A 19081-nucleotide genomic window follows, 5' to 3' on the forward strand; every position below is an offset into this window, starting at 1 on the left:
CCCGGCCTACTTATTATCCTTTCGGCCAGGCAGCATCCGGGGCGACAGCACGGTTTAACCGGACGGGAGATCTTTCAGCCTGCCGCTATTGTCAAACGGCGGACCTCCCTCTCTGGGGACCTGGCATTGCACCGGCCCTCCCCTTCACCGCTTTACTTTTGTATAACAAATCTATATTATCCCTTTGCGTCACAATTGTCAACGGAGGGCGGGTCCAAAGCGGCGGCAGCCTGCTCCGCCCCGTCGCCCAGGTCGCCGGCGGCCTCCCCGGCAGTCTCTTCGGCAGCCTCCCCACCATCCGGCGCGGCCGTATCCTCCTCAGTTAATTGACTGGCGGCTTCCTCTCCGCCAATCTCCGGGGATTCGTTGGTTATCACAACTTTCAGTTTAAACACCTCCTGAAAGTAGGAGGCCTTTTTATTAATCTTCTCCCTGATGGCTTCCAGGTCAATGCCCCACACCACAAAGGTGCAGGTGTTGCCGTCAACCCGTATGTCTTTAATAACCGTGCTGCCCCGGTGAAAATAATCCAGTATGTCCGCAATCCGCAGTATGGCGATAAGCCCGGGCAGCACTTCCCGGCCGTAACGGGACATCTCCTCCGGGTCGAGTTTCACTTTTTTGCGGTGGCTTCTGACCAAAAGCGCCACCACTTCCCTATCCTTGCCGGGATAGCTGTCCAGGGTCTCGTCGTGCATAACCAGGTAAGCCGAATGTATATGGTGCTTCCTTATGGAAATACATGCTCCCAGGTCGTGCAGCAGGGCAGCGTGGCGCAACAGGTTCAGCTCCCTATCTCCCATGCCGTGCAGGCTGCCCAGCCGGTCGAATATGGCCACACAAAGGCGTTCCACGGTTTTGGCGTGAAGCTGGTCATAGCGGTATTTGTTACCCAGGGCCAAGACCATTTCAATATGATCCGCATTACCCGCAAACATTTATGGTCGACCTTCTTTCATTTATATTTACCCCGTTAAAAAATCGCTCTATATCCCTGCGAATTTTCTCCTGTATGGTCTCCGGGCTTTCCTCCCCGTCCAGCACGTTGAACCCGAATTCCTCCGCCATCTGGTCAAACTGGCGGGCCAGCAGGCTTTGATAAATCTGAAAACTTTCAAACATATCGCTGGACAGGCATATATCCATGCCCGACTCCCAGTAATCCAGGGTGCCGTATTTTTCAAAAGCCCGGTAAAGCAGAACCTGGGGCTCCACCTGGAGGTAAAAGATTATGTCCGGCACCGGGGCAAATCCGTAAAGCTTGCGCAGCCAGTCCCTGGACGCCCCCCGCACAATGTCCCTGGCCATAAGGGTGAAGATATACCTGTCCGAGAGAACCACAAAACCTGCCGCCAGGGCAGGCAGTATTTTGTTTTCCAATTGATCGGCGAAATCAGTGGCGTAAAGCAGGCTGAAAGTGGTTTTGCCTAGAGTGTTGCCGTTTTTTGCTTCCTGAATGGCTCCTCCCACCAGGTTCGACCTTCGGAGCCCGGTGTCCAGCACGGCGTGACCCTCCTCCTCAAGCCAGTTGCGCAGGGAATTGACCTGCCAGGAGCGGCCGGAGCAATCCGCTCCCTCCACCACCACCAGCTTTCCGGGATACTTGTTGCCCCCCAGGTATGGCAACCCCTGACCGTAAAATTCAAGCTGTCTGTCCATTAACCATCACTCTCCCTGTATTCCGCAACTGAGGTATTTTCCGTATGCCGGCGGGTGAAACTCCCTCAGTAGCCGCTGGTTGACTATTTCCCTCATTTGCTGCTGCTGTTCCTCAATACTAAGGGTGGCATCCATAGTCACAAAGCACTCCGGCCCGGTCATATCGTCATACTGCTGTTTGATAATGCCCTGAAACAATTTAAAGCTCTCCACGGGGTCATTGCTAAGTCCCAGATCCATGCCGGCCTCGTGATATTTCAGTTCAGCCCGGCCGGACAGAATACGGCTGACCGAAACCTCCAGGGGAGCTTTGAAATAAAAGGCGATATCCGGGCGCTGGGCGAATCCGTAGACATTGCGCACCCATTCCGGGTCGCAGCCCCTGGCGATATCCCTGGCGAAGGCCGTGTAAACGTACCTGTCCGCCAGGACCAGATAGCCGGCCCTCAGGTGGGGCAATATATATTTTTCGTAGCGGTCGGCAAAATCACTGGCATGGATAAGGCTGAACGTGGTGGGAGTAAGCAAATTTGACTTTTTGGCCTTCTTGGTGGATTTTTTAACCAGTTCCGAGGAGTTCCACTCGGTGAAAAATACGGGGTAGTGCTGCTGCTCCAGCCAGCGTTTCAGCAGGTACAACTGGGTGCTTTTTCCCGAACCGTCACACCCCTCCACAATAATCAGTTTACCGTTGTACCCGGGCGTCAGGTTAATGACCTTATTCATACGTCCTCCTTGGGAAATCTGAATCTTTTTCCGTATACCTTGTTGAAATTGGTTACATTTTTATATAGCTCCCTTATTTCCAGACCGGCATCGTCCCTGGTTTTGCACTTCATCAAAACTTCTTTTTCACCAATGGAGCATACCAGTTCCTCCACCACCCCGGACTCGCTTCTATCCAGGTTCTCAGCCATTTTGACCAGTATCCCCAGCCTGCGCACCAGAATGTCGTCACCGGGCTCAAGTATGTCCCCGTACTGCTGCAGCAGAGGCTTGAGTTCAATTTTCCCGTGGCAGGCGGCGATAAGGGCCACAAGCACCGTCTCCCGGTGGGAAAGGCCGTCCAGCCTGGCATTCAGCAAAATATACAGAGTGTGTTTGTTGTGGGCAAAGTTACTGACCACATTTCCCGTGTCATGCAGCAGGGCGGCAAAGCCCAGCAGCCGGCGTTCCCAGGAGCCGTAACCGTGAATGGAAACAAGCTGGTCGAAAAGGGAAAGGGAGAGTTTTGCCACCTGCAGGGCATGCTGCCGTCTCACCCGGTACAAACTCATAAAATTTTGCACGCTCTGCCCGGCCACATCATCCACCACCGGCCCGGGGCCTCCTCCGTGGAAATGCTCGAAAAACACCCCTTCCCTCACGCCGGAGCCGCTTATCCTAATACCTGGAGAACCGGTAAAAGCAAGCAGCGCGGAGACAGCCGCGGCGCCGGCCAGAATAATATCAGCCCTTTCCTTGGAAAGCCCGGGAATGTGTTTGCGCTGCTCCACCGGCATATCCCGCAGCAGGCCGCATATAGCGTTCACCCTGCCGGAGGGCAGAAAATAGCCGTGCAGAATATTAAGGCTGTAATTAATCTGCTTGCGGTCAATTCTCCCCAGACTGCGCATGGTTCCGCCAACTCCCAGCAACTCCAGGCCCCGGGCCGATTCAAGCCACGACAGCTCACGCCAGGCGGAGCAAAGACAGCTCTCCAGCCTTTCCAGGCCGCCTGTTCCGGAACCCGGGGCGGAGAGGTGGTTCTCGGTAAGGTTTACGGCACCGTAGGGCAGGCTGGCCCAACAAACCATTTTCCTGTCCCTGCACAATATGAGTTCCGTGCTTCCCCCGCCGATATCCACCACCAGCCCGTCCTTGATATCCAGGGTATTCGCCACCCCCAGGTAGGCGTAGCGGGCTTCCTCCCGGCCGCTTAAAATACGAAAGCTCAAACCGGTTTCATTTTTGATGGTTTCCAGCACCTGGACGCCGTTTACCGCGCTGCGCACGGCGGCGGTTGCCACCCCGAACATTGTATCCACATTGTTGGCCCGGGAAAATCTGTGCAAAAGCCTGACGGTCCGCACGGCCCTTTCCACCGCCGGCGGCTTTATAACCCTTTCGGGTCCCATATTTTCCCCTATTCTGGCGGTTTCCTTTATTTCATCCAACAGTTTATACGATCCGTCAGCCCCCGTTTGCATCAAAGTAAGCCGGATGGAATTTGACCCTAAATCAATAATTCCGACGGTAGTGGACATTATATCCTCCATTTTTGAAAAATTATAACACAACAATGTTAAGGAATATTAACTTTGGGTAATAAACATGTAAAAAGATTCGCCCTGTAAATCAATAATAATAATCACCGGAAGGATGATCTCCAAGTCATTAAACCCGTGAACCATAATATTATTATTAACAGGTATATTTATACGGCACGGGGGGACATACCCATGAGAAATCCGGTTAGACCGCTTTTTTTACTGGCGACGCTGCTACTGATTCTGGGAACGCTGGCACTTACCCTTTACCTGCTGCATGATGCCCGCAGGGAAAAACAAATAACAATAAAGGTGGTCCACGGTCACACCGGACCTTACCACCTTCCCTATCACCTGGTGCTGGAGAAAGAATTTTTAAAGCAGGAGAATATCTCAATTAAATCCTTAAACCTGGACAGTGAGGCCAAAGCCATGGACACCCTGTTAAACGGCCAGGCGGATATGGCGATGCTGGGTTTGGAAGAGTTTATTCGCGCCGGCTCCCGTACCCTGGACGGGGACTTTGATGCCGTGGCCTTTGCCGCCGTTTCCTCGGCAAGCGACACATATCTGCTGGCCAGGGAACAAAAGGGTGATTTCCAGTGGTCCGGGCTAAAAGGAAAAACTGTCATCTGCGGTTCCCCGGACTGTATTGAAACCATCATCCTGGAAGAAATATTACGGCGCAACGACCTTATTCCCTACGAAAACGTTACCCTTATAACCAATATCCCGGATGATTTGAAGATAGGGGCGCTGAAAGCCGGCATAGGCAATTACCTTTTGGTCCGGGAGCCCCTGGCTTCAATTGCCCAAAAAGACGGCTCCATCACGGTGGTGGCCTCTCCGGGCAGGGAGATAGGAGCAATTCCCACTGTTATTTGTGCGGTAAATAAGGAATATTTATCGAAACACCCTGAAACAGTGCAAAAATTCACCAATGCCTTATATAAATCCCTGATCTGGATAAAATACCACTCCCCGGAGGAAATCCGCGATTTACGGGTAAAGTCCCTGAACAAAAAAGACAGGGAGCTGAACGCAATTATGGCGGAAAAATACGCCAGGGACAGGACATGGCCGGAAAATCCCAATATATCCGGAGATTCCTTCCAATTAGCAGTAACAATGATGTCCCGGGCCAGGGAGATTCCAAGGGAGGTATCCTTTGAACAGCTGGTTGACAACAGTTTTGCCGGCCGGGCGGTAAGCACGGTGGAATATATACCCGAAGACAAAGTGCCGAAGAGAAAATTCCCCCTGAATATACTGGACAAAATAACGGGAAATTGATTTACCCCAAGGGCCGGCGGAGAGCATGGGGTCGGGGGGACTCAAACTGCCCGCCGAACGATAAAGGGCCGGGGAGACAACTCCCCGGCCGCTGACGAAGACAGATCCAACCGGCGCGTTACTGGCCGGTGCCATCCAAACCAATCATTTCTTCAATAATATTTATAATTTCGTCCCTGCCCTGGCCGGACAGGGCGGAGAAAAGAACCAGGGGATGTTCCTGTTTTAGCTCCAGGGCATCCTTTATTATTTTTATCTGCTTATTTATCTGGTTTCTGGAAAGCTTGTCGCATTTGGTGACCGCCACCGCCGCCGGCAAGCCGAAGTGTAAAAGCCACCGGTAAAACTGTATGTCCTGTTCGGTGGGCCGGTGCCGCACGTCCACAAGCTGCAGAACCCCTTTAAGCTGTGAACGCTCCTTTAAATATTTTTCCACCATGGGCCCCCATTTGGCCTTCACCTGTACCGGAACCCTGGCGTAACCGTATCCCGGCAGGTCCACCAGATAAAAGCCGCCGTTGATCAGGAAGAAATTTATAGCCTGGGTGCGTCCCGGAGTATTGCTGGTCCGGGCCAGCCCCTTCCTGTTCACCAGCTTGTTCAAAAGAGAGGATTTCCCCACATTGGAACGCCCGGCCAGGGCGATTTCAGGTCGTTCGCCGGCCGGGCAGCTTTTTAAGTCCACTGCTGTTTTCTCAAATTCCGCGGTAATAATCTTCATGGTTCAACTATCCCTTTTGGGGGGCCGCTCCCAATTATGGCCGGCCCCTGCACGGTATTTGTCATCTAAGAAAGTATGCTTCCGCCGCCATCCTGGACCACCGGCCGGTAGCCGGTTACTTCCGGCCCCACCACCGCGGGAGTGCTGCCCAGTTCAGCCGTCTCCGGTTCAAATTCCTTTTCCAGGAGGGCTATTTCCAGTACATCGTCCATGTGGTCAACCAGTTTAAAAGTCAGGTTTTTCTTGACATTGGCGGGGATATCCTCAATATCCTTTCTATTATCTTTGGGCAGTATGATTGTTTTTATACCACCCCGGTGGGCCGCCAGGACCTTTTCTTTAACTCCGCCCACCGGCAGCACCCTGCCCCTCAGGGTAATCTCACCGGTCATGGACACGTCATGGCGCACTTTGCGGCCGGTAAGGGCCGAAGCTATGGCGCAGGCCATGGTGATGCCCGCCGAAGGCCCGTCTTTGGGGATGGCCCCTTCGGGAATATGCACGTGAATGTCGTACTTGTCGAAAACTTCCTCGGCAATGCCCAGTTCCAGGCTCCGGCTCCGGACATAGCTGTATCCGGCCTGGGCGGATTCTTTCATCACATCCCCCAGCTTGCCGGTGAGGGTCAGCTTGCCGTTACCCTTGTATACGGTTACCTCGATGGCCAGGGTATCTCCTCCCACCTCGGTCCAGGCCATTCCGGTGGCCACACCCACCTGGTCGTCCTGCTCGGCCATCCCATAACGGTAACGCGGCTTGCCCAGGAATGATTCCAGGTTTTGCGTGGTGATTTTCACCTTTTTGGCCTTGCCGGATACAATCTGCTTGGCGGCCTTGCGGCACAGGGAGGCTATGTTGCGCTCCAAGCTGCGCACGCCGCTTTCCCTGGTGTATTCCCTGATTACTTTACGTATGGTGTTTTCGGATATATTGACCATCTGGTCAGTCAGACCGTGTTCTTTAATTTGTTTGGGCGCCAGGTGACGAAGCGCTATCTGCACTTTTTCTTCCTCGGTATACCCCGAGATGTGAATCAGTTCCATCCTGTCCAGAAGCGGCCTGGGTATGTTATGCTGAACATTGGCCGTGGTAATGAACATTACATTGGAGAGATCGTAGGGAGCCTCAATGTAATGGTCGCTGAAAGCATTGTTCTGCTCGGGGTCCAGCACCTCAAGCAGCGCCGAGGACGGGTCCCCCCTGAAGTCCATGCTCATTTTATCAATTTCATCCAGCAAAAAGACAGGATTCTTGGAGCCGGCGGTTTTCATGCCCTGGATAATCCTTCCCGGCAGGGCGCCAACATAGGTGCGGCGGTGACCGCGAATTTCAGCCTCGTCTCTGACGCCGCCCAGGGAAATACGCACAAATTTACGTTCCAGCGCCCTGGCAATGGAACGTCCCAGGGAGGTTTTACCGACCCCGGGCGGGCCCACAAAACAGATAATCGGGCCTTTCATCTTCTTGGCCAGCTTGCGGATGGCCAGGTATTCCAATATGCGTTCCTTTACGGTTTTAAGCCCGTAATGGTCCTCTTCCAGAATGATCTCGGCGGCGTTGATGTCCAGACGGTCCCTGGTGCTTTTGCTCCAGGGCAGGGCCAGAATCCAGTCCAGGTAGTTGCGCACCACGGCGGACTCGGCTGCCATGGGAGGCATTTTTTCCAGCCGCTCCACCTCTTTATTTACTTTCTCTTCCACTTCCTTGGGAAGTTTGGCGGCGGCTATTTTTTCCCTGTATTCCTCGGCCTCGGCCATCCGGTCGTCCTTTTCCCCCAATTCCTTCTGGATGGCTTTTATTTGCTCCCGGAGATAGTACTCCTTCTGGGTCTTTTCCATCTGCTTGCGGACCCGGATATTGATTTTGCGTTCCAGCTCGACTATTTCCAGTTCCTTGGCCACAAGGGCGCAGAGCTTTTCAATACGCTTTACTATATCCACAGTCTCCAGCACCGACTGTTTATCCTCAATGCGCAGGGAAAGGTGGGACGCCACTATATCCGCCAGGCGACCCGGTTCCTCCAGGTTTACCACGGATACCACGGTTTCCGGGGGGATACGTTTGGACAGCTTCACATACTGCTCAAACTGATATACCAGACTGCGCATGAGGGCTTCCACCTCGGCAGTCTTTTTAAAATCCTCGGAGTACTGCTCAACCTCCACTTTAAAGAAGGGATCATCGGTCAGATACCTATTAATTCTGGCCCTGGCCATACCCTCGACCAAAATGCGGATGGTGCCGCCGGGTAATTTCAACAGTTGTTTAACTTCTGCTACGGTTCCGATTTGGAAGATATCCTCCTCACCGGGGTCATCAGTTTGTGCTTCCTTTTGAGTGGCCAGAAAAATCATACGATCCTGGGCCATGGTCTCCTCTATGGCCTGCACCGATTTATCACGGCCTACATCCAAATGTATCACCATGTATGGAAACACCAGAATACCCCTGAGAGGCAGCAATGGTAAAACCTTAATGGTTGGCTCCACAGCTGCACCTCCTTATTCAATGTATTAATTAATCAGTTACTCAGGGCATATGCGCATACATTATTCTATCACACCAGTTCCGCAAACTGCTATAGTAATAACTGTCAGAAATGCAGAAAAAACAATAAATATCACATTTAAAACCAGCTTAAAGGGTTATATGCGGCTTCTCTTGGCAATACCATATTTTTTATTTTATCCCTCGCATTTCCACCCCAAAAAAATAAACGGCTTAAAGCCGTCATAAAAACCCGGCAGCGTGTTTGCTCAATAGGGCTCCTTTCAATGACAGTTCGCCCCCTGCATGCCGGATGCCGCCAGAACGTCGGTTTTCACGGGAATTGTGGCCTGAACCTTTAATCCGGGCTCCCCGACCAGGGCTTCCTTCAACACCTGCTCCAGCCTGGAAACCGGAATGACCTTAATATCTTCCATGCTTTCGAAAATCTCCTGGTGATTTTCAGAGGGTATCAGCACCCTGGTGGCCCCGGACCTGCGGGCGGCTTCCACCTTGGCCACCACTCCCCCCACGGGAAGCACCAGGCCCCTGATGGAGACCTCCCCGGTCATGGCCAGCCTGTTATCCACAGGAATGCCCTTTATGGCCGAGTATACAGCCGTGGTGACGGCCACGCCCGCCGAGGGCCCGTCAATGGGCACCCCGCCGGGGAAATTGACATGAATGTCATAATCGGCGGGATTCACATCCGCAACCCGGCGCAGTAAAGTGAGGACATTTTCCACGGAACCCCTGGCCATACTTTTCCTGCGGATGGTGCGCCCCCGGCCGCCCATTTCCTCCTCGTCCACAATACCGGTTATAACCAATTTTCCCTGACCCCGGGCAGCGGGAACAGCACCGGCTTCAATTTCAAGCAGCGTGCCGGTATTGGGCCCGTACACCGCAAGTCCGTTCACCAGGCCAACCTGGGGCTGCAGGGGCACCTTCTTTTCCGGGCGCGGCGAATACTGCCCGCTGTTCACCACCCATTCCACATCACAAACGCCGATGCTTTTCCTGCCCTCGGTCAGGGCGATACCGCCGGCAATCTGGATTATATTCACAGCCTCCCGGCCGCTGGTGGCGTATTTGCTGATAACCGACAGACACCCCTGCTCCATTGGAAAACCGATTTTTTCAGCGGCGTTAACGGCAATACGCTCAATTTCTTCCGGCAGCAAGGGTTTGAAGAATATTTCCAGGCAGCGGGAGCGTATGGCCGGGGCGATGTCCTCCGAAGTTCTGGTGGTGGCCCCAACCAGCCTGAAGTCGGCGGGCAGCCCATTCTGGAATATGTCGTGAATATGCCCGGGAATGTTGTTGTCCTCGGAACTGTAATAGGCGCTCTCCAGCAGCACCTTGCGGTCCTCCATCACCTTCAGCAGTTTGTTCATCTGTATATGGTGGAGCTCCCCTATCTCATCCAGGAAAAGTATGCCCCCATGGGCCTTGGTTACGGCTCCGGGCTTGGGCTGGGGCACTCCGGCCATGCCCAGGGGCCCCGCTCCCTGATATATGGGATCATGAACCGACCCGATCAGGGGATCCGCAATGCCCCGCTCATCAAACCGGGCGGTGGTGGCATCCATTTCTATAAATTTGGCGTCCTCTTTAAAGGGCGACAGGGGATTCTTTTTGGCTTCCTCCAACACCACCCGGGCGGCCGCGGTTTTACCCACGCCGGGCGGCCCGTATACAATCACGTGCTGGGGATTGGGGCCGCAAAGGGCAGCCCGCAGGGCTTTCAGCCCTTCTTCCTGGCCGATTATTTCCTCAAAACTTTTGGGCCTGGTTTTTTCGGCCAGGGGCTCGGTCAGTGAGATTGAGCGCAGGCGCTGCAACTTCTCCAACTCCTTGCGGGATTCCCTTTCAACTGTGGATTTGTTGCCCTGCTGGGCTTTCAACAAATTCCAGAAATACATTCCTATTATCACAGCGAAAAATACCTGAATGAATGTAAGAAAACTGCCGATTCCCAATACCGCTTCCCCCACCGGCATTTCCTCCTCATATTTTTTCCTACTATTATTGCTAACTTTTGCATATTTTATCCCCGGGGAGAAGCTATGCACCCTTACTTTCAGAGCCGGTAAAAATGGAGGCCCCGGCGTAAAAGAAACTCCGGCTGCCGGGCCGGAGTTTCTTTGTAAATGCCGTTGCGATTCATTTATATGCTTGGCGGTTATTTGTTCAGTATGGCAGCCATGTCCTGCTCCACTGTGCTGATAGGCATGATGTTGAAATTCTGCACCAGCACATTCAGCACGTTGGGTGTGATAAAGGCAGGCAGGCTGGGGCCAAGACGGATGTTCTTAATTCCCAGGTGCAGCAGGGTAAGCAGGATGGCCACCGCTTTCTGCTCGTACCAGGAGAGTATCATGGACAGGGGTAGCTCGTTCACCCCGCAGTTGAAGGCATTGGCCAGGGCCACGGCAATCTGTATGGCCGAGTAGGCGTCGTTGCACTGGCCGATGTCCAGCAGCCGCGGAATGCCGCCGATATCCCCCAGCTGCTTGTCGAAGAAGCGGAACTTGCCGCAGGCCAGGGTCAGGACAACGGTATCCCTGGGAGCCTTCTCCACAAATTCGGTGTAGTAGTTGCGGCCTGGCTTGGCGCCGTCACAGCCGGCCACCAGGAAGAAATGTTTGATGTCGCCGCTCTTAACCGCGTCGATAACCTTGCCGGCCACGCCCATTACGGCATTGCGGGCAAATCCCACCATAACGCTGCCCTTGTCCTCATCCGATTCAAACCCGGGCATGGACAGAGCCTTTTCAATCACCGGACCGAAGTCGCCGTTTTTAACGTGCCTGGCGCCGGGCCAGCCCACCAGCCCGGTGGTGAATATATTATCCAGGTAAGCCTGGGGGTCCTGAATGCAGTTGGTGGTCATCAGTATAGCCCCGGGGAAATTGGGGAATTCCTTCTTCTGGTTCTGCCAGGCGGTGCCGTAGTGCCCGTAGAAGTGTTTGTACTTCTTCAGTTCCGGATAACCGTGGGTGGGAAGCATTTCACCGTGGGTATAAACGTAAATACCCTTGCCCTCGGTCTGTTTGAGCAGTTCAGCCAGGTCTTTCAGATCGTGGCCCGACACCAGTATGCATTTGCCCTTTTTATGGCCCAGGGGCACCCCGGTGGGTACCGGGTGGCCATAAGTCCCGGTGTTGCCGGCGTCCAGCAGTTCCATTACCCGCAGATTCACCTCGCCGCATTTCAGCGCCAGTCCCACCCAGTCGTTGAGACCGAGGCTTTTGTCGGCAATTGCCGCCATTCCCTGCTGAACAAAGGCGTAAACGCTGTCGTCCTGCTGCCCCAGGATGGCAGCGTGATCGGCGTAAGCGGCGACACCCTTGATGCCGTAAACCAGTATCTGCTGGAGGGATTGAATGTCCGGGTCCGCTTCATGGTCGGTCACCAGGCCGGCTTGTTCGCCCTGCTTGATGAGACCGGCGATATCCGCCGCAGGTTTGAAGCTTGCCGACGGGTCGCTGAAATCAACCTTGCCCCCGGCCGCGGAAACTTTGGCCTTAAGGCTTTCCCTGTATTCAACGCAGCGGTTAATCAGAGGCAGAAAACGTTCCGGATCGAAATTGACGTTGGTCAGGGTAGAAAACAGGGCTTCACAGGAAAATTTGTTTATCCCGGCGTCGGTCACGCCAACCCTGCGGCCTTCAACGGCGTACAGGGAGAGCCCTTTCAGGGCGTGCAGCAGCAAATCCTGCAAAGCCGCCACTTCCGGCTTTTTGCCGCAAACTCCCATGGCGGTGCATCCTGTTCCCCTGGCGGTTTGTTCGCATTGATTGCAAAACATTTAAAATTCCTCCTTTTTATTTTTAATTCACTTTAAATATTTTTTAATTATCATGCCGGCGCCGGGCCACCAGCTGTTTATAAGTCCGGCAGTTATTTAAAAGCTCCGGCGGTTTTTAATCAGTCAATTAATTTGATTGAGCCGGTGGGGCAATTATCCCGGCATGAGCCGCATCCGGTACATGCTTCCGGGTTAACCGCCCTGGAAACATCAGTAACTTCGAACACATTGGGCTCCGCCGGGCAAACCGCCTGGCAGGTGGCACAGGCGATGCAGCTTTCAATGTTTACCTCCGGACGCATTATTGGCACCTCCTTCTTGATATATTTGACCTTTTTCATCCTCTTTGCCGCAAAAAATATCCTTAATTCACCGCGTCACACTCCCGGGTATATTCCTTGATGGGTGCATCACCCGCTATGTCCGACAGTGTTTCTTCGCTCAGCTCCCTGAGCAGGGATTTTTGAGCCCTCTTCATTATCTGGTGCACCCGGCAGTTGGGAAGATTGTGGCACTGGTAGTTTTCAGCCAGGCACACATTTAATGCCAGGGGTCCTTCAATAGCCACCAAAATGTCGGCCAGGGTGATTTTATCACTGGGTCTGGCCAGCCTCACACCTCCCTGGGAGCCACGCTGGGTTGTCACCAGACCGGCGCGGCTTAAAAGCTGAATAGTCTTCTTCAAAAATACTTCCGGTATATTATGCCGCTCGGATATTGCTTTGGTCTGGATAAATTCCCCGAAGGGGACTGTGGATAGTTCCAGGGCAGTCCGTATGGCATATTCCGTTTGTCTTGTTATTTGCATTTCGACCGCCCTTCTTTTGTTCCAATGTGGATGTCTTTTGTCTACATTGATATTATAAATGCAATTTTCATTTTAAGCAAGTATTAAAACGAAAAAAACAAAAAAATTTGCTCACATGGTTATTATTTCCCTGCCGCGCCTTACTATACCACCATACCCCGCCTACAGGCACCCCGCGCATTTTCTTCCCCGGGCGAAACAAAAATCGCCCTTCGGGCGATTCCGAAAAGTTATCCACAGATTTATCAGGAGCATGATTTCCTGAATAACAAATAAAGCGCACCTGCTAAGGTGCGCTTTACTTTAGGCTGTTTCTTCCTTTTTCTTTTTACGATCCATGGTGATGATGATAGGCTTTTCTTTATTCAGTATTGTTTCCTTGGTTATGACGCACTTGGCTATATCATCCCGGGAAGGTATTTCGTACATTATGTCCAGCATAATTTCTTCCAGAATGGCCCTTAAGCCCCGGGCCCCGGTTTTACGTTTCAACGCTTCCTGGGCTACGGCCTTCAGGGCATCGACCTGAAATTCCAGAGCCACCCCGTCAAGGTCAAACAGTTTATCGTACTGCTTCACCAGGGCGTTCCGGGGCTCCGTAAGAATGCGCACCAGGGCGTCCTCGTCCAGGGCGTCCAAAGTCACTATTATGGGCAGACGGCCCACAAACTCCGGGATCAGCCCGTATTTAAGAAGGTCTTCGGGCAGGATGTGGCTTAATATTTCACCTATGCGTATTTCCCTTGCGGTCTGGATGTCAGCCCCGAAGCCCATGGTTTTCTTGCCGGTGCGGTTTTGAATTATTTTTTCAATACCGTCGAAAGCTCCGCCGCAGATAAACAATATATTGGTGGTATCCAACTGTATAAATTCCTGGTGCGGGTGCTTGCGGCCTCCCTGGGGAGGCACACTGGCCACGGTGCCTTCCAGTATTTTCAGCAGCGCCTGCTGCACTCCCTCACCGGAAACATCCCTGGTAATGGAGGGATTCTCCGATTTGCGGGCAATTTTATCGATTTCGTCGATATATACAATACCCTTCTCAGCCTTTTCCACGTCGTAATCCGCTGCCTGGATAAGCTTTAGAAGTATATTCTCAACATCCTCGCCCACATAACCGGCCTCGGTCAGGGATGTGGCGTCGGCAATGGCAAAGGGTACATTCAGGAGACGGGCCAGAGTCTGGGCCAGCAGGGTTTTACCGCTTCCCGTGGGTCCCAGCATGACAATGTTGCTCTTCTGAAGTTCCACATCGTCAATCTTACCACCCAGATTGATGCGCTTGTAGTGGTTGTAGACGGCCACGGACAGGGATTTCTTCGCTTCTTCCTGGCCGATGACATACTGGTCTAAAATATCCTTAATTTCCTTCGGCTTCGGAATGTCACCCAGATCCAATCCCAGATCCTCGTTAAGCTCCTCTTCTATTATTTCATTGCATAATTCGATACACTCGTCGCAGATATATACTCCGGGACCGGCGACCAGCTTTTTAACCTGATCCTGCAGCTTGCCGCAAAAGGAACATTTCAGCTGACCCTTTTCGTTAAACATTTTCCCACCTCTTTTTACCTTTGCTTCCTACCTTGAAACACCTCGTCAACAATGCCGTATTCCTTTGCTTCCTGGGCCGACATGAAAAAGTCGCGTTCGGTGTCCGCGGTTATCCTGTCCAGAGGCTGGCCGGTATGCCCGGACAATAATCTGTTCAGGATATCCTTTGTGCGAAGGATTTCCTTGGCATGAATATCAATATCCGTAGCCTGGCCCTGCATCCCACCCGCAGGTTGGTGGATCATCACCCTGGCATAGGGAAGGATAAAACGTTTGCCTTTGGCACCGGCAGCCAGAAGAAATGCCCCCATGCTGGCAGCCTGGCCCAGGCAAATGGTGGAAACATCCGGTTTCACATACTGCATGGTATCGTATATGGCCATACCCGCAGTAACAACACCGCCCGGAGAATTGATATAAATGTGAATATCCTTTTCAGGATCCTCAGCCTCCAGGAAAAGAAGCTGGGCTATCACCAGATTGGCTACGTAATCGTCAATGGCGCCGCCTATAAAAATAATCCTGTCCTTTAAAAGCCTGGAATAAATGTCGTAAGCGCGCTCACCGCGATTGGTTTGTTCAACAACAATAGGTACGAGTCCGGACACTTGATTGGTACCTCCTATAAAAAATTTATAATACGCTTATTGGCCCGCTTATTTATCAAACTATTCTCCAGCAGCCTCTATTGTGCCCTCTGTCACCACGGCTTTATCCAGCATGAACTGAATGGTCTTATCTCTTATTATACTCTTTTTAATATAATCCATCTGTCCCTGGCCTTCGATAATTTTTTTGATTACCTCGGCGTCCTGTTTCATTTCCTCGCTCATTCTATTAATTTCCCGGTCGATATCCTCATCGGTGAGCTGAATATCTTCGGCCTTGGCAACAGCATCTATAACCAGGGTCTGCTTTAAATTCTTCTCGGCGTCGGGCCTGAGATTTTCCTTCATGTCGTCCACATTTGAATTGGTATATTTCAAATAATTCTCCATGGAAACCCCCTGGGACATCAGGCGCTGCTCCATGTTGCCCAGCATTTCCTCCACCCGGCCGTCAATCATCTCCGGCGGCATATCAATCTCAGCGCCTTCAACCGCCTTTTCCAGTACTGCCGCGCGCACCTGGCTGCTGGCTTTTTCCTCGGCGGTCTTCTTTAATTTATTCGCCAGGTCTGCCCGTAATTCCTCCAAGGTGTCAAACTCGCTGACGTCCTTGGCAAATTCATCGTCCAGGGGCGACAGTTCCTTACGCTTGATTACCTTGGCCGTCACCGTGAATACCGCATCCTTGCCGGAGAGATCCTCCCTGCCGTAATCCTCCGGGAATTTAACGCTGATATCCTTTGTCTCACCCAGCTTAATCCCCACAAGCTGCTCTTCAAAACCCGGGATGAAGGTGCCGGAGCCTATTTCCAGGGTATAATCGTTGGACTGGCCCCCTTCAAAGGGCACACCTTCAATTTTACCCTCAAAGTCAATGGTAACCAGATCCTTGTCTTCCACGGTACCCTCTTCCAGGGTCAGCAATTTGGCATGTCGGTTTTGAAGGCGGTCCAGCTCATTTTGAATGTCTTCCTCGGAAACCGCGTCGCTGGGCTTTGTCACCTGGAGACCTGTATACTGTCCAAGCTTAACCTCAGGTTTTACAACCACTTTAGCCTTAAAAACAACGGGCTTGCCCTCTTCAGCCTGAACCATTTCCAGCTCCGGCTGGGAAACCGGTTCAATGCCGGTATCCTCCACGGCTTTCATGTATGCCTCGGGAAGCACTATTTCCATCGCTTCGTCCACAATAGCCTGCTTGCCTATGTAACGCTCCAGAATGACCTTGGGCGCCTTGCCCTTTCTGAAGCCAGGCACGTTTATCTTTGTAACCAGCTTTCTATAAGCTTTTTCTATGGCATTGGAGAACTGCTCCTGCCCAACTTCCACTTCCAGCAGTACAGTGTTCTTTTCTATCCTTTCCGCTGTGGCCTTCATAATTGCAATAATCCTCCTTGAATTTAATAAAAATATTGTTGCCATTTATTTGAAGAGATATAATGAACTTCTCCAAAATAAGGGCTGATTACCGGCAATTTTCATCTTGCTGGGAGGCCGTTGAAAAAGTCCAGCTGCCGCGTTGCGGCTGCGGCCTCAAGCGGAAACGCACTATGAGTACGTTTTCGCTTGAGGCCTTGCATCGCCTTGCATCGGGAGCTTTTTGAACAGCCTCTTGGACTTTTGCGATATTATCCTAGTTTATGATACCTATCTATTCTACGACCCCCTGTTATTTCCTCCAATGATTTGGAATTAGTTTCCGGCTGCCCGTGTCTATATAATATACAAAGGCTTTCACCGGAGTTTTGAAATTTGTCAATATGATATTTTACCTTAATGACAGCTTCACATCAACAATAAAGCAGGAAATTTTTCTCTTAAGGCCGTAAAAATATTTTTATAATTCATATCCGGCACCCATATGTTTTTTCCGGCTGAATATTCCGGGCATAGCTATTTTTTAACCCCGCCAATATTGCCTAAACCGTATTTTATTGAATTGACCATTTTTTGCTAATATGCAATAATACTAATTGAATAAGTTTTAGCCCTTGCATTGCGGGCATAATACCAACGTCCGGAGCTATTTCCGGACCGCACGGACCCGGTTGTGTAATCCGTATAAAAATTTGAGGAGGTACCATACATGAGTGTTTCTGTAAACGCCCCGATGGTGGGCAAACTGGTTTCCATCGACGTTAAAGTGGGGGACAAGGTAAAGCAAAATGACGCCGTGGCAACAATTGAAGCCATGAAAATGATGGTCAAAATATTCGCCCCGGGGGATGGCGAGGTTAAAGATATAAAGGCAACACCAGGAGAGGTTGTAAATCCCGATACTGTTATTATGACCCTGGAGTAGGCATCCTCCCGGTATTTACCGCAATTAACCACACGCCTTTGAAACTGTCTTTCGCAGGAGAATAATGAATATTTATTCGGCAGCCGCCTGTCACCAGGCGGTTTATCTTTTGCCCGGCAGGCCGTTTTTTTAAACTTTCCCCCCGTATTTGATTACCTCCAATGAAATGGGAACCCTGCAAGGCAGTCTGAATAAATGCTGCGCGGCCGTGAGAAAAATAATCCCGGAGGTGAATTATATTGCATATGGAAACTGAAAGTTCCTGGCACCAGTGGAAGCACACCCTGGGAAGGGCGGTCAACCTGGGCAAGGCGGTGGGCCTTTCGGACGACACCATCAACAATGCGGCATACAGGTTTGGCGAGTTCTTTGCCAATCACTTCGACCCGGGTAACAGGGAGCAAAGGCTGCTAAAGGAACTATGGGAGCAGGGCGATGATCATGAAAAAAGAACTCTGGCGGGAATGTTGTCCAGAATGGTTGACAGCGGAGAAACACGCTAAAGATGCGCAGGTTCCTTAAGGAATCTGCGCATCTTTTCCGGCGGCCAAAGGGGCGCCGGTATGAAAACGCAAAGCTTATAAAATGTTGATAAGCTTTTAAATGACTATTATAATATAAATATCTGTTACTATGGTAAAAACATTATATGGAGCGGGGGATATATATTGGACTACCAGTACGCCATTCAAAAGATAGCCGAAATGATATTTAATCACGGGGAACCCAGGAGAGACGATTTTGATGATTGCCTGGATTACGCCGACAGCGTTTATCAAGACCTGGGAGCGGGCAATATCGCCCAGTATGCGGGATTATTATTTATTGAGACCGATGAGACCATAGAGATTAAAAAGCAGTCGGACGGCTCGCTGGTGGGCTCAATCGACATGACGGCGGGGAAAAAATAGCTTCCGCAACAAAAAAAGGGGCGCCCGAGAAATTCGCGGCCGCCCTTTTATTTTTTTCACCAGTAAAAAGATATTGTTATGAGAAAGAGGTAGCTCAGACACGTAATAAAGAATAAATTTACCATTCGAAGTACTATTGCAGGCTCGTCCCTTTCCAATATTGCAACCATATTATCCAACCACATGAATAAATTACGCATCATCCAGACCCCCTTCGAAATGTTTTTATTATAACCATCCTTGGCATAAACGGGGATAATAACCAGGTAAAGCATCCATAAATCATACAAAAAAAAGAAGACAGTGTATTGCCACTCTGTCTTTTGGGGAAAATCCTCAAAGCGGCAGCTTGGCAATCATGGCGTTATCGGCCTTAGACCCATAGCTTTGCGTCCCTATCTTTCGATAGGTTTGCCCTTATCGTGCCTGTTCAAATTTTAAGACATTGGTCCTATTGCAATAGGACTTCTTTATCATATTTTATCATTCTTCACATATATTACAATATTTTTTTTAAAAATTCACTCTTATATTGTCGAAAAATTTCTTCCGGGGCCGCGGTCAAAGCAATATGCGATAAATAAAGGAAAGACCTGCCGAACAACATGCCCGGCAGGTCTTGGCAACCAAAATTCCTTAACTCCTGTGCTTAATTATCAAAAATAATAAAGAGGC

Annotated in this window: 17 protein-coding genes and 1 riboswitch; of the genes, 4 read left to right on the forward strand and 13 right to left on the reverse strand. The window is 51.2% G+C overall.

Annotation, left to right across the window (positions count from 1 at the left end):
* Window positions 1–176: 176 nt before the first annotated feature.
* Genes DCCM_RS14240 through DCCM_RS14255 form a run of 4 tightly spaced genes read right to left on the reverse strand, consistent with a single transcriptional unit; the run spans window position 177 to window position 3905 of the window.
* Window positions 177–938 carry an HD domain-containing protein gene (locus DCCM_RS14240; protein WP_104373057.1) on the reverse strand — a complete coding sequence of 254 codons (762 nt, stop codon included), beginning with the start codon at window positions 936–938 and terminating at the stop codon, window positions 177–179.
* Window positions 925–1659 (reverse strand): dTMP kinase, encoded by a 735-nt coding sequence (locus DCCM_RS14245; RefSeq protein WP_104373058.1) that lies wholly within the window; start codon window positions 1657–1659, stop codon window positions 925–927. The genes DCCM_RS14240 and DCCM_RS14245 overlap by 14 nt, the downstream gene beginning before the upstream one ends.
* Before the next feature lie 6 nt (window positions 1660–1665).
* Entirely contained in the window at window positions 1666–2385 is a 720-nt protein-coding gene (locus tag DCCM_RS14250) for a dTMP kinase (protein WP_104373059.1), read from the reverse strand.
* Complete coding sequence (locus DCCM_RS14255; protein ID WP_104373060.1) at window positions 2382–3905, reverse strand: Ppx/GppA phosphatase family protein; 1524 nt, start codon at window positions 3903–3905, stop codon at window positions 2382–2384. The genes DCCM_RS14250 and DCCM_RS14255 overlap by 4 nt, the downstream gene beginning before the upstream one ends.
* A 195-nt stretch (window positions 3906–4100) precedes the next feature.
* On the opposite strand from DCCM_RS14255, the gene DCCM_RS14260 reads away from it, so the two are divergent.
* Window positions 4101–5201, forward strand: coding sequence for an ABC transporter substrate-binding protein (locus tag DCCM_RS14260; protein WP_104373061.1), 1101 nt, complete (start codon window positions 4101–4103; stop codon window positions 5199–5201).
* A 118-nt stretch (window positions 5202–5319) separates the two neighbouring features.
* On the opposite strand, the gene yihA is transcribed toward DCCM_RS14260, so the two are convergent.
* From yihA to tig, 9 genes are all read right to left on the reverse strand, one after another.
* Entirely contained in the window at window positions 5320–5922 is a 603-nt protein-coding gene (gene yihA / locus DCCM_RS14265) for a ribosome biogenesis GTP-binding protein YihA/YsxC (RefSeq protein WP_104373062.1), read from the reverse strand.
* A gap of 65 nt (window positions 5923–5987) precedes the next feature.
* Window positions 5988–8348: an endopeptidase La gene (gene lon, locus DCCM_RS14270; RefSeq protein WP_373855480.1), complete on the reverse strand. Its 2361-nt coding sequence runs from the start codon at window positions 8346–8348 to the stop codon at window positions 5988–5990.
* Window positions 8349–8693: 345 nt separating this feature from the next.
* Window positions 8694–10334, reverse strand: coding sequence for an ATP-dependent protease LonB (gene lonB / locus DCCM_RS14275; protein ID WP_373855481.1), 1641 nt, complete (start codon window positions 10332–10334; stop codon window positions 8694–8696).
* Between the two features lie 260 nt (window positions 10335–10594).
* Entirely contained in the window at window positions 10595–12223 is a 1629-nt protein-coding gene (hcp, locus tag DCCM_RS14280) for a hydroxylamine reductase (protein WP_104373064.1), read from the reverse strand.
* A 119-nt stretch (window positions 12224–12342) separates the two neighbouring features.
* Window positions 12343–12525: a ferredoxin family protein gene (locus DCCM_RS14285; protein WP_104373065.1), complete on the reverse strand. Its 183-nt coding sequence runs from the start codon at window positions 12523–12525 to the stop codon at window positions 12343–12345.
* A 62-nt stretch (window positions 12526–12587) separates the two neighbouring features.
* Window positions 12588–13031: an RrF2 family transcriptional regulator gene (locus tag DCCM_RS14290; protein WP_104373066.1), complete on the reverse strand. Its 444-nt coding sequence runs from the start codon at window positions 13029–13031 to the stop codon at window positions 12588–12590.
* Window positions 13032–13334: 303 nt separating this feature from the next.
* Window positions 13335–14585 carry an ATP-dependent Clp protease ATP-binding subunit ClpX gene (clpX, locus tag DCCM_RS14295; RefSeq protein WP_104373067.1) on the reverse strand — a complete coding sequence of 417 codons (1251 nt, stop codon included), beginning with the start codon at window positions 14583–14585 and terminating at the stop codon, window positions 13335–13337.
* 14 nt (window positions 14586–14599) lie between these two features.
* Window positions 14600–15193, reverse strand: coding sequence for an ATP-dependent Clp endopeptidase proteolytic subunit ClpP (gene clpP / locus DCCM_RS14300; RefSeq protein ID WP_104373068.1), 594 nt, complete (start codon window positions 15191–15193; stop codon window positions 14600–14602).
* A 60-nt stretch (window positions 15194–15253) separates the two neighbouring features.
* Entirely contained in the window at window positions 15254–16570 is a 1317-nt protein-coding gene (gene tig / locus DCCM_RS14305) for a trigger factor (RefSeq protein ID WP_104373069.1), read from the reverse strand.
* 709 nt (window positions 16571–17279) lie between these two features.
* On the opposite strand from tig, the gene DCCM_RS14310 reads away from it, so the two are divergent.
* The 3 genes from DCCM_RS14310 (at window position 17280) to DCCM_RS14320 (ending at window position 18406) form a co-directional block, all read left to right on the forward strand.
* The gene (locus DCCM_RS14310; RefSeq protein ID WP_104373070.1) at window positions 17280–17495 is read left to right on the forward strand and encodes a biotin/lipoyl-containing protein; all 216 of its coding nucleotides are present in this window, start codon (window positions 17280–17282) and stop codon (window positions 17493–17495) included.
* A gap of 245 nt (window positions 17496–17740) precedes the next feature.
* Complete coding sequence (locus DCCM_RS14315) at window positions 17741–17998, forward strand: DUF3243 domain-containing protein (RefSeq protein WP_104373075.1); 258 nt, start codon at window positions 17741–17743, stop codon at window positions 17996–17998.
* A gap of 165 nt (window positions 17999–18163) precedes the next feature.
* A complete protein-coding gene (locus tag DCCM_RS14320; RefSeq protein ID WP_104373071.1) occupies window positions 18164–18406 on the forward strand; it encodes a hypothetical protein in 243 nt (80 codons plus the stop codon).
* Between the two features lie 340 nt (window positions 18407–18746).
* Window positions 18747–18832, reverse strand: a riboswitch (cyclic di-GMP riboswitch).
* Between the last annotated feature and the right edge of the window lie 249 nt (window positions 18833–19081).

It is taken from the genome of Desulfocucumis palustris, assembly GCF_002933875.1.
GTDB lineage: Bacteria > Bacillota > Desulfotomaculia > Desulfotomaculales > Desulfocucumaceae > Desulfocucumis > Desulfocucumis palustris.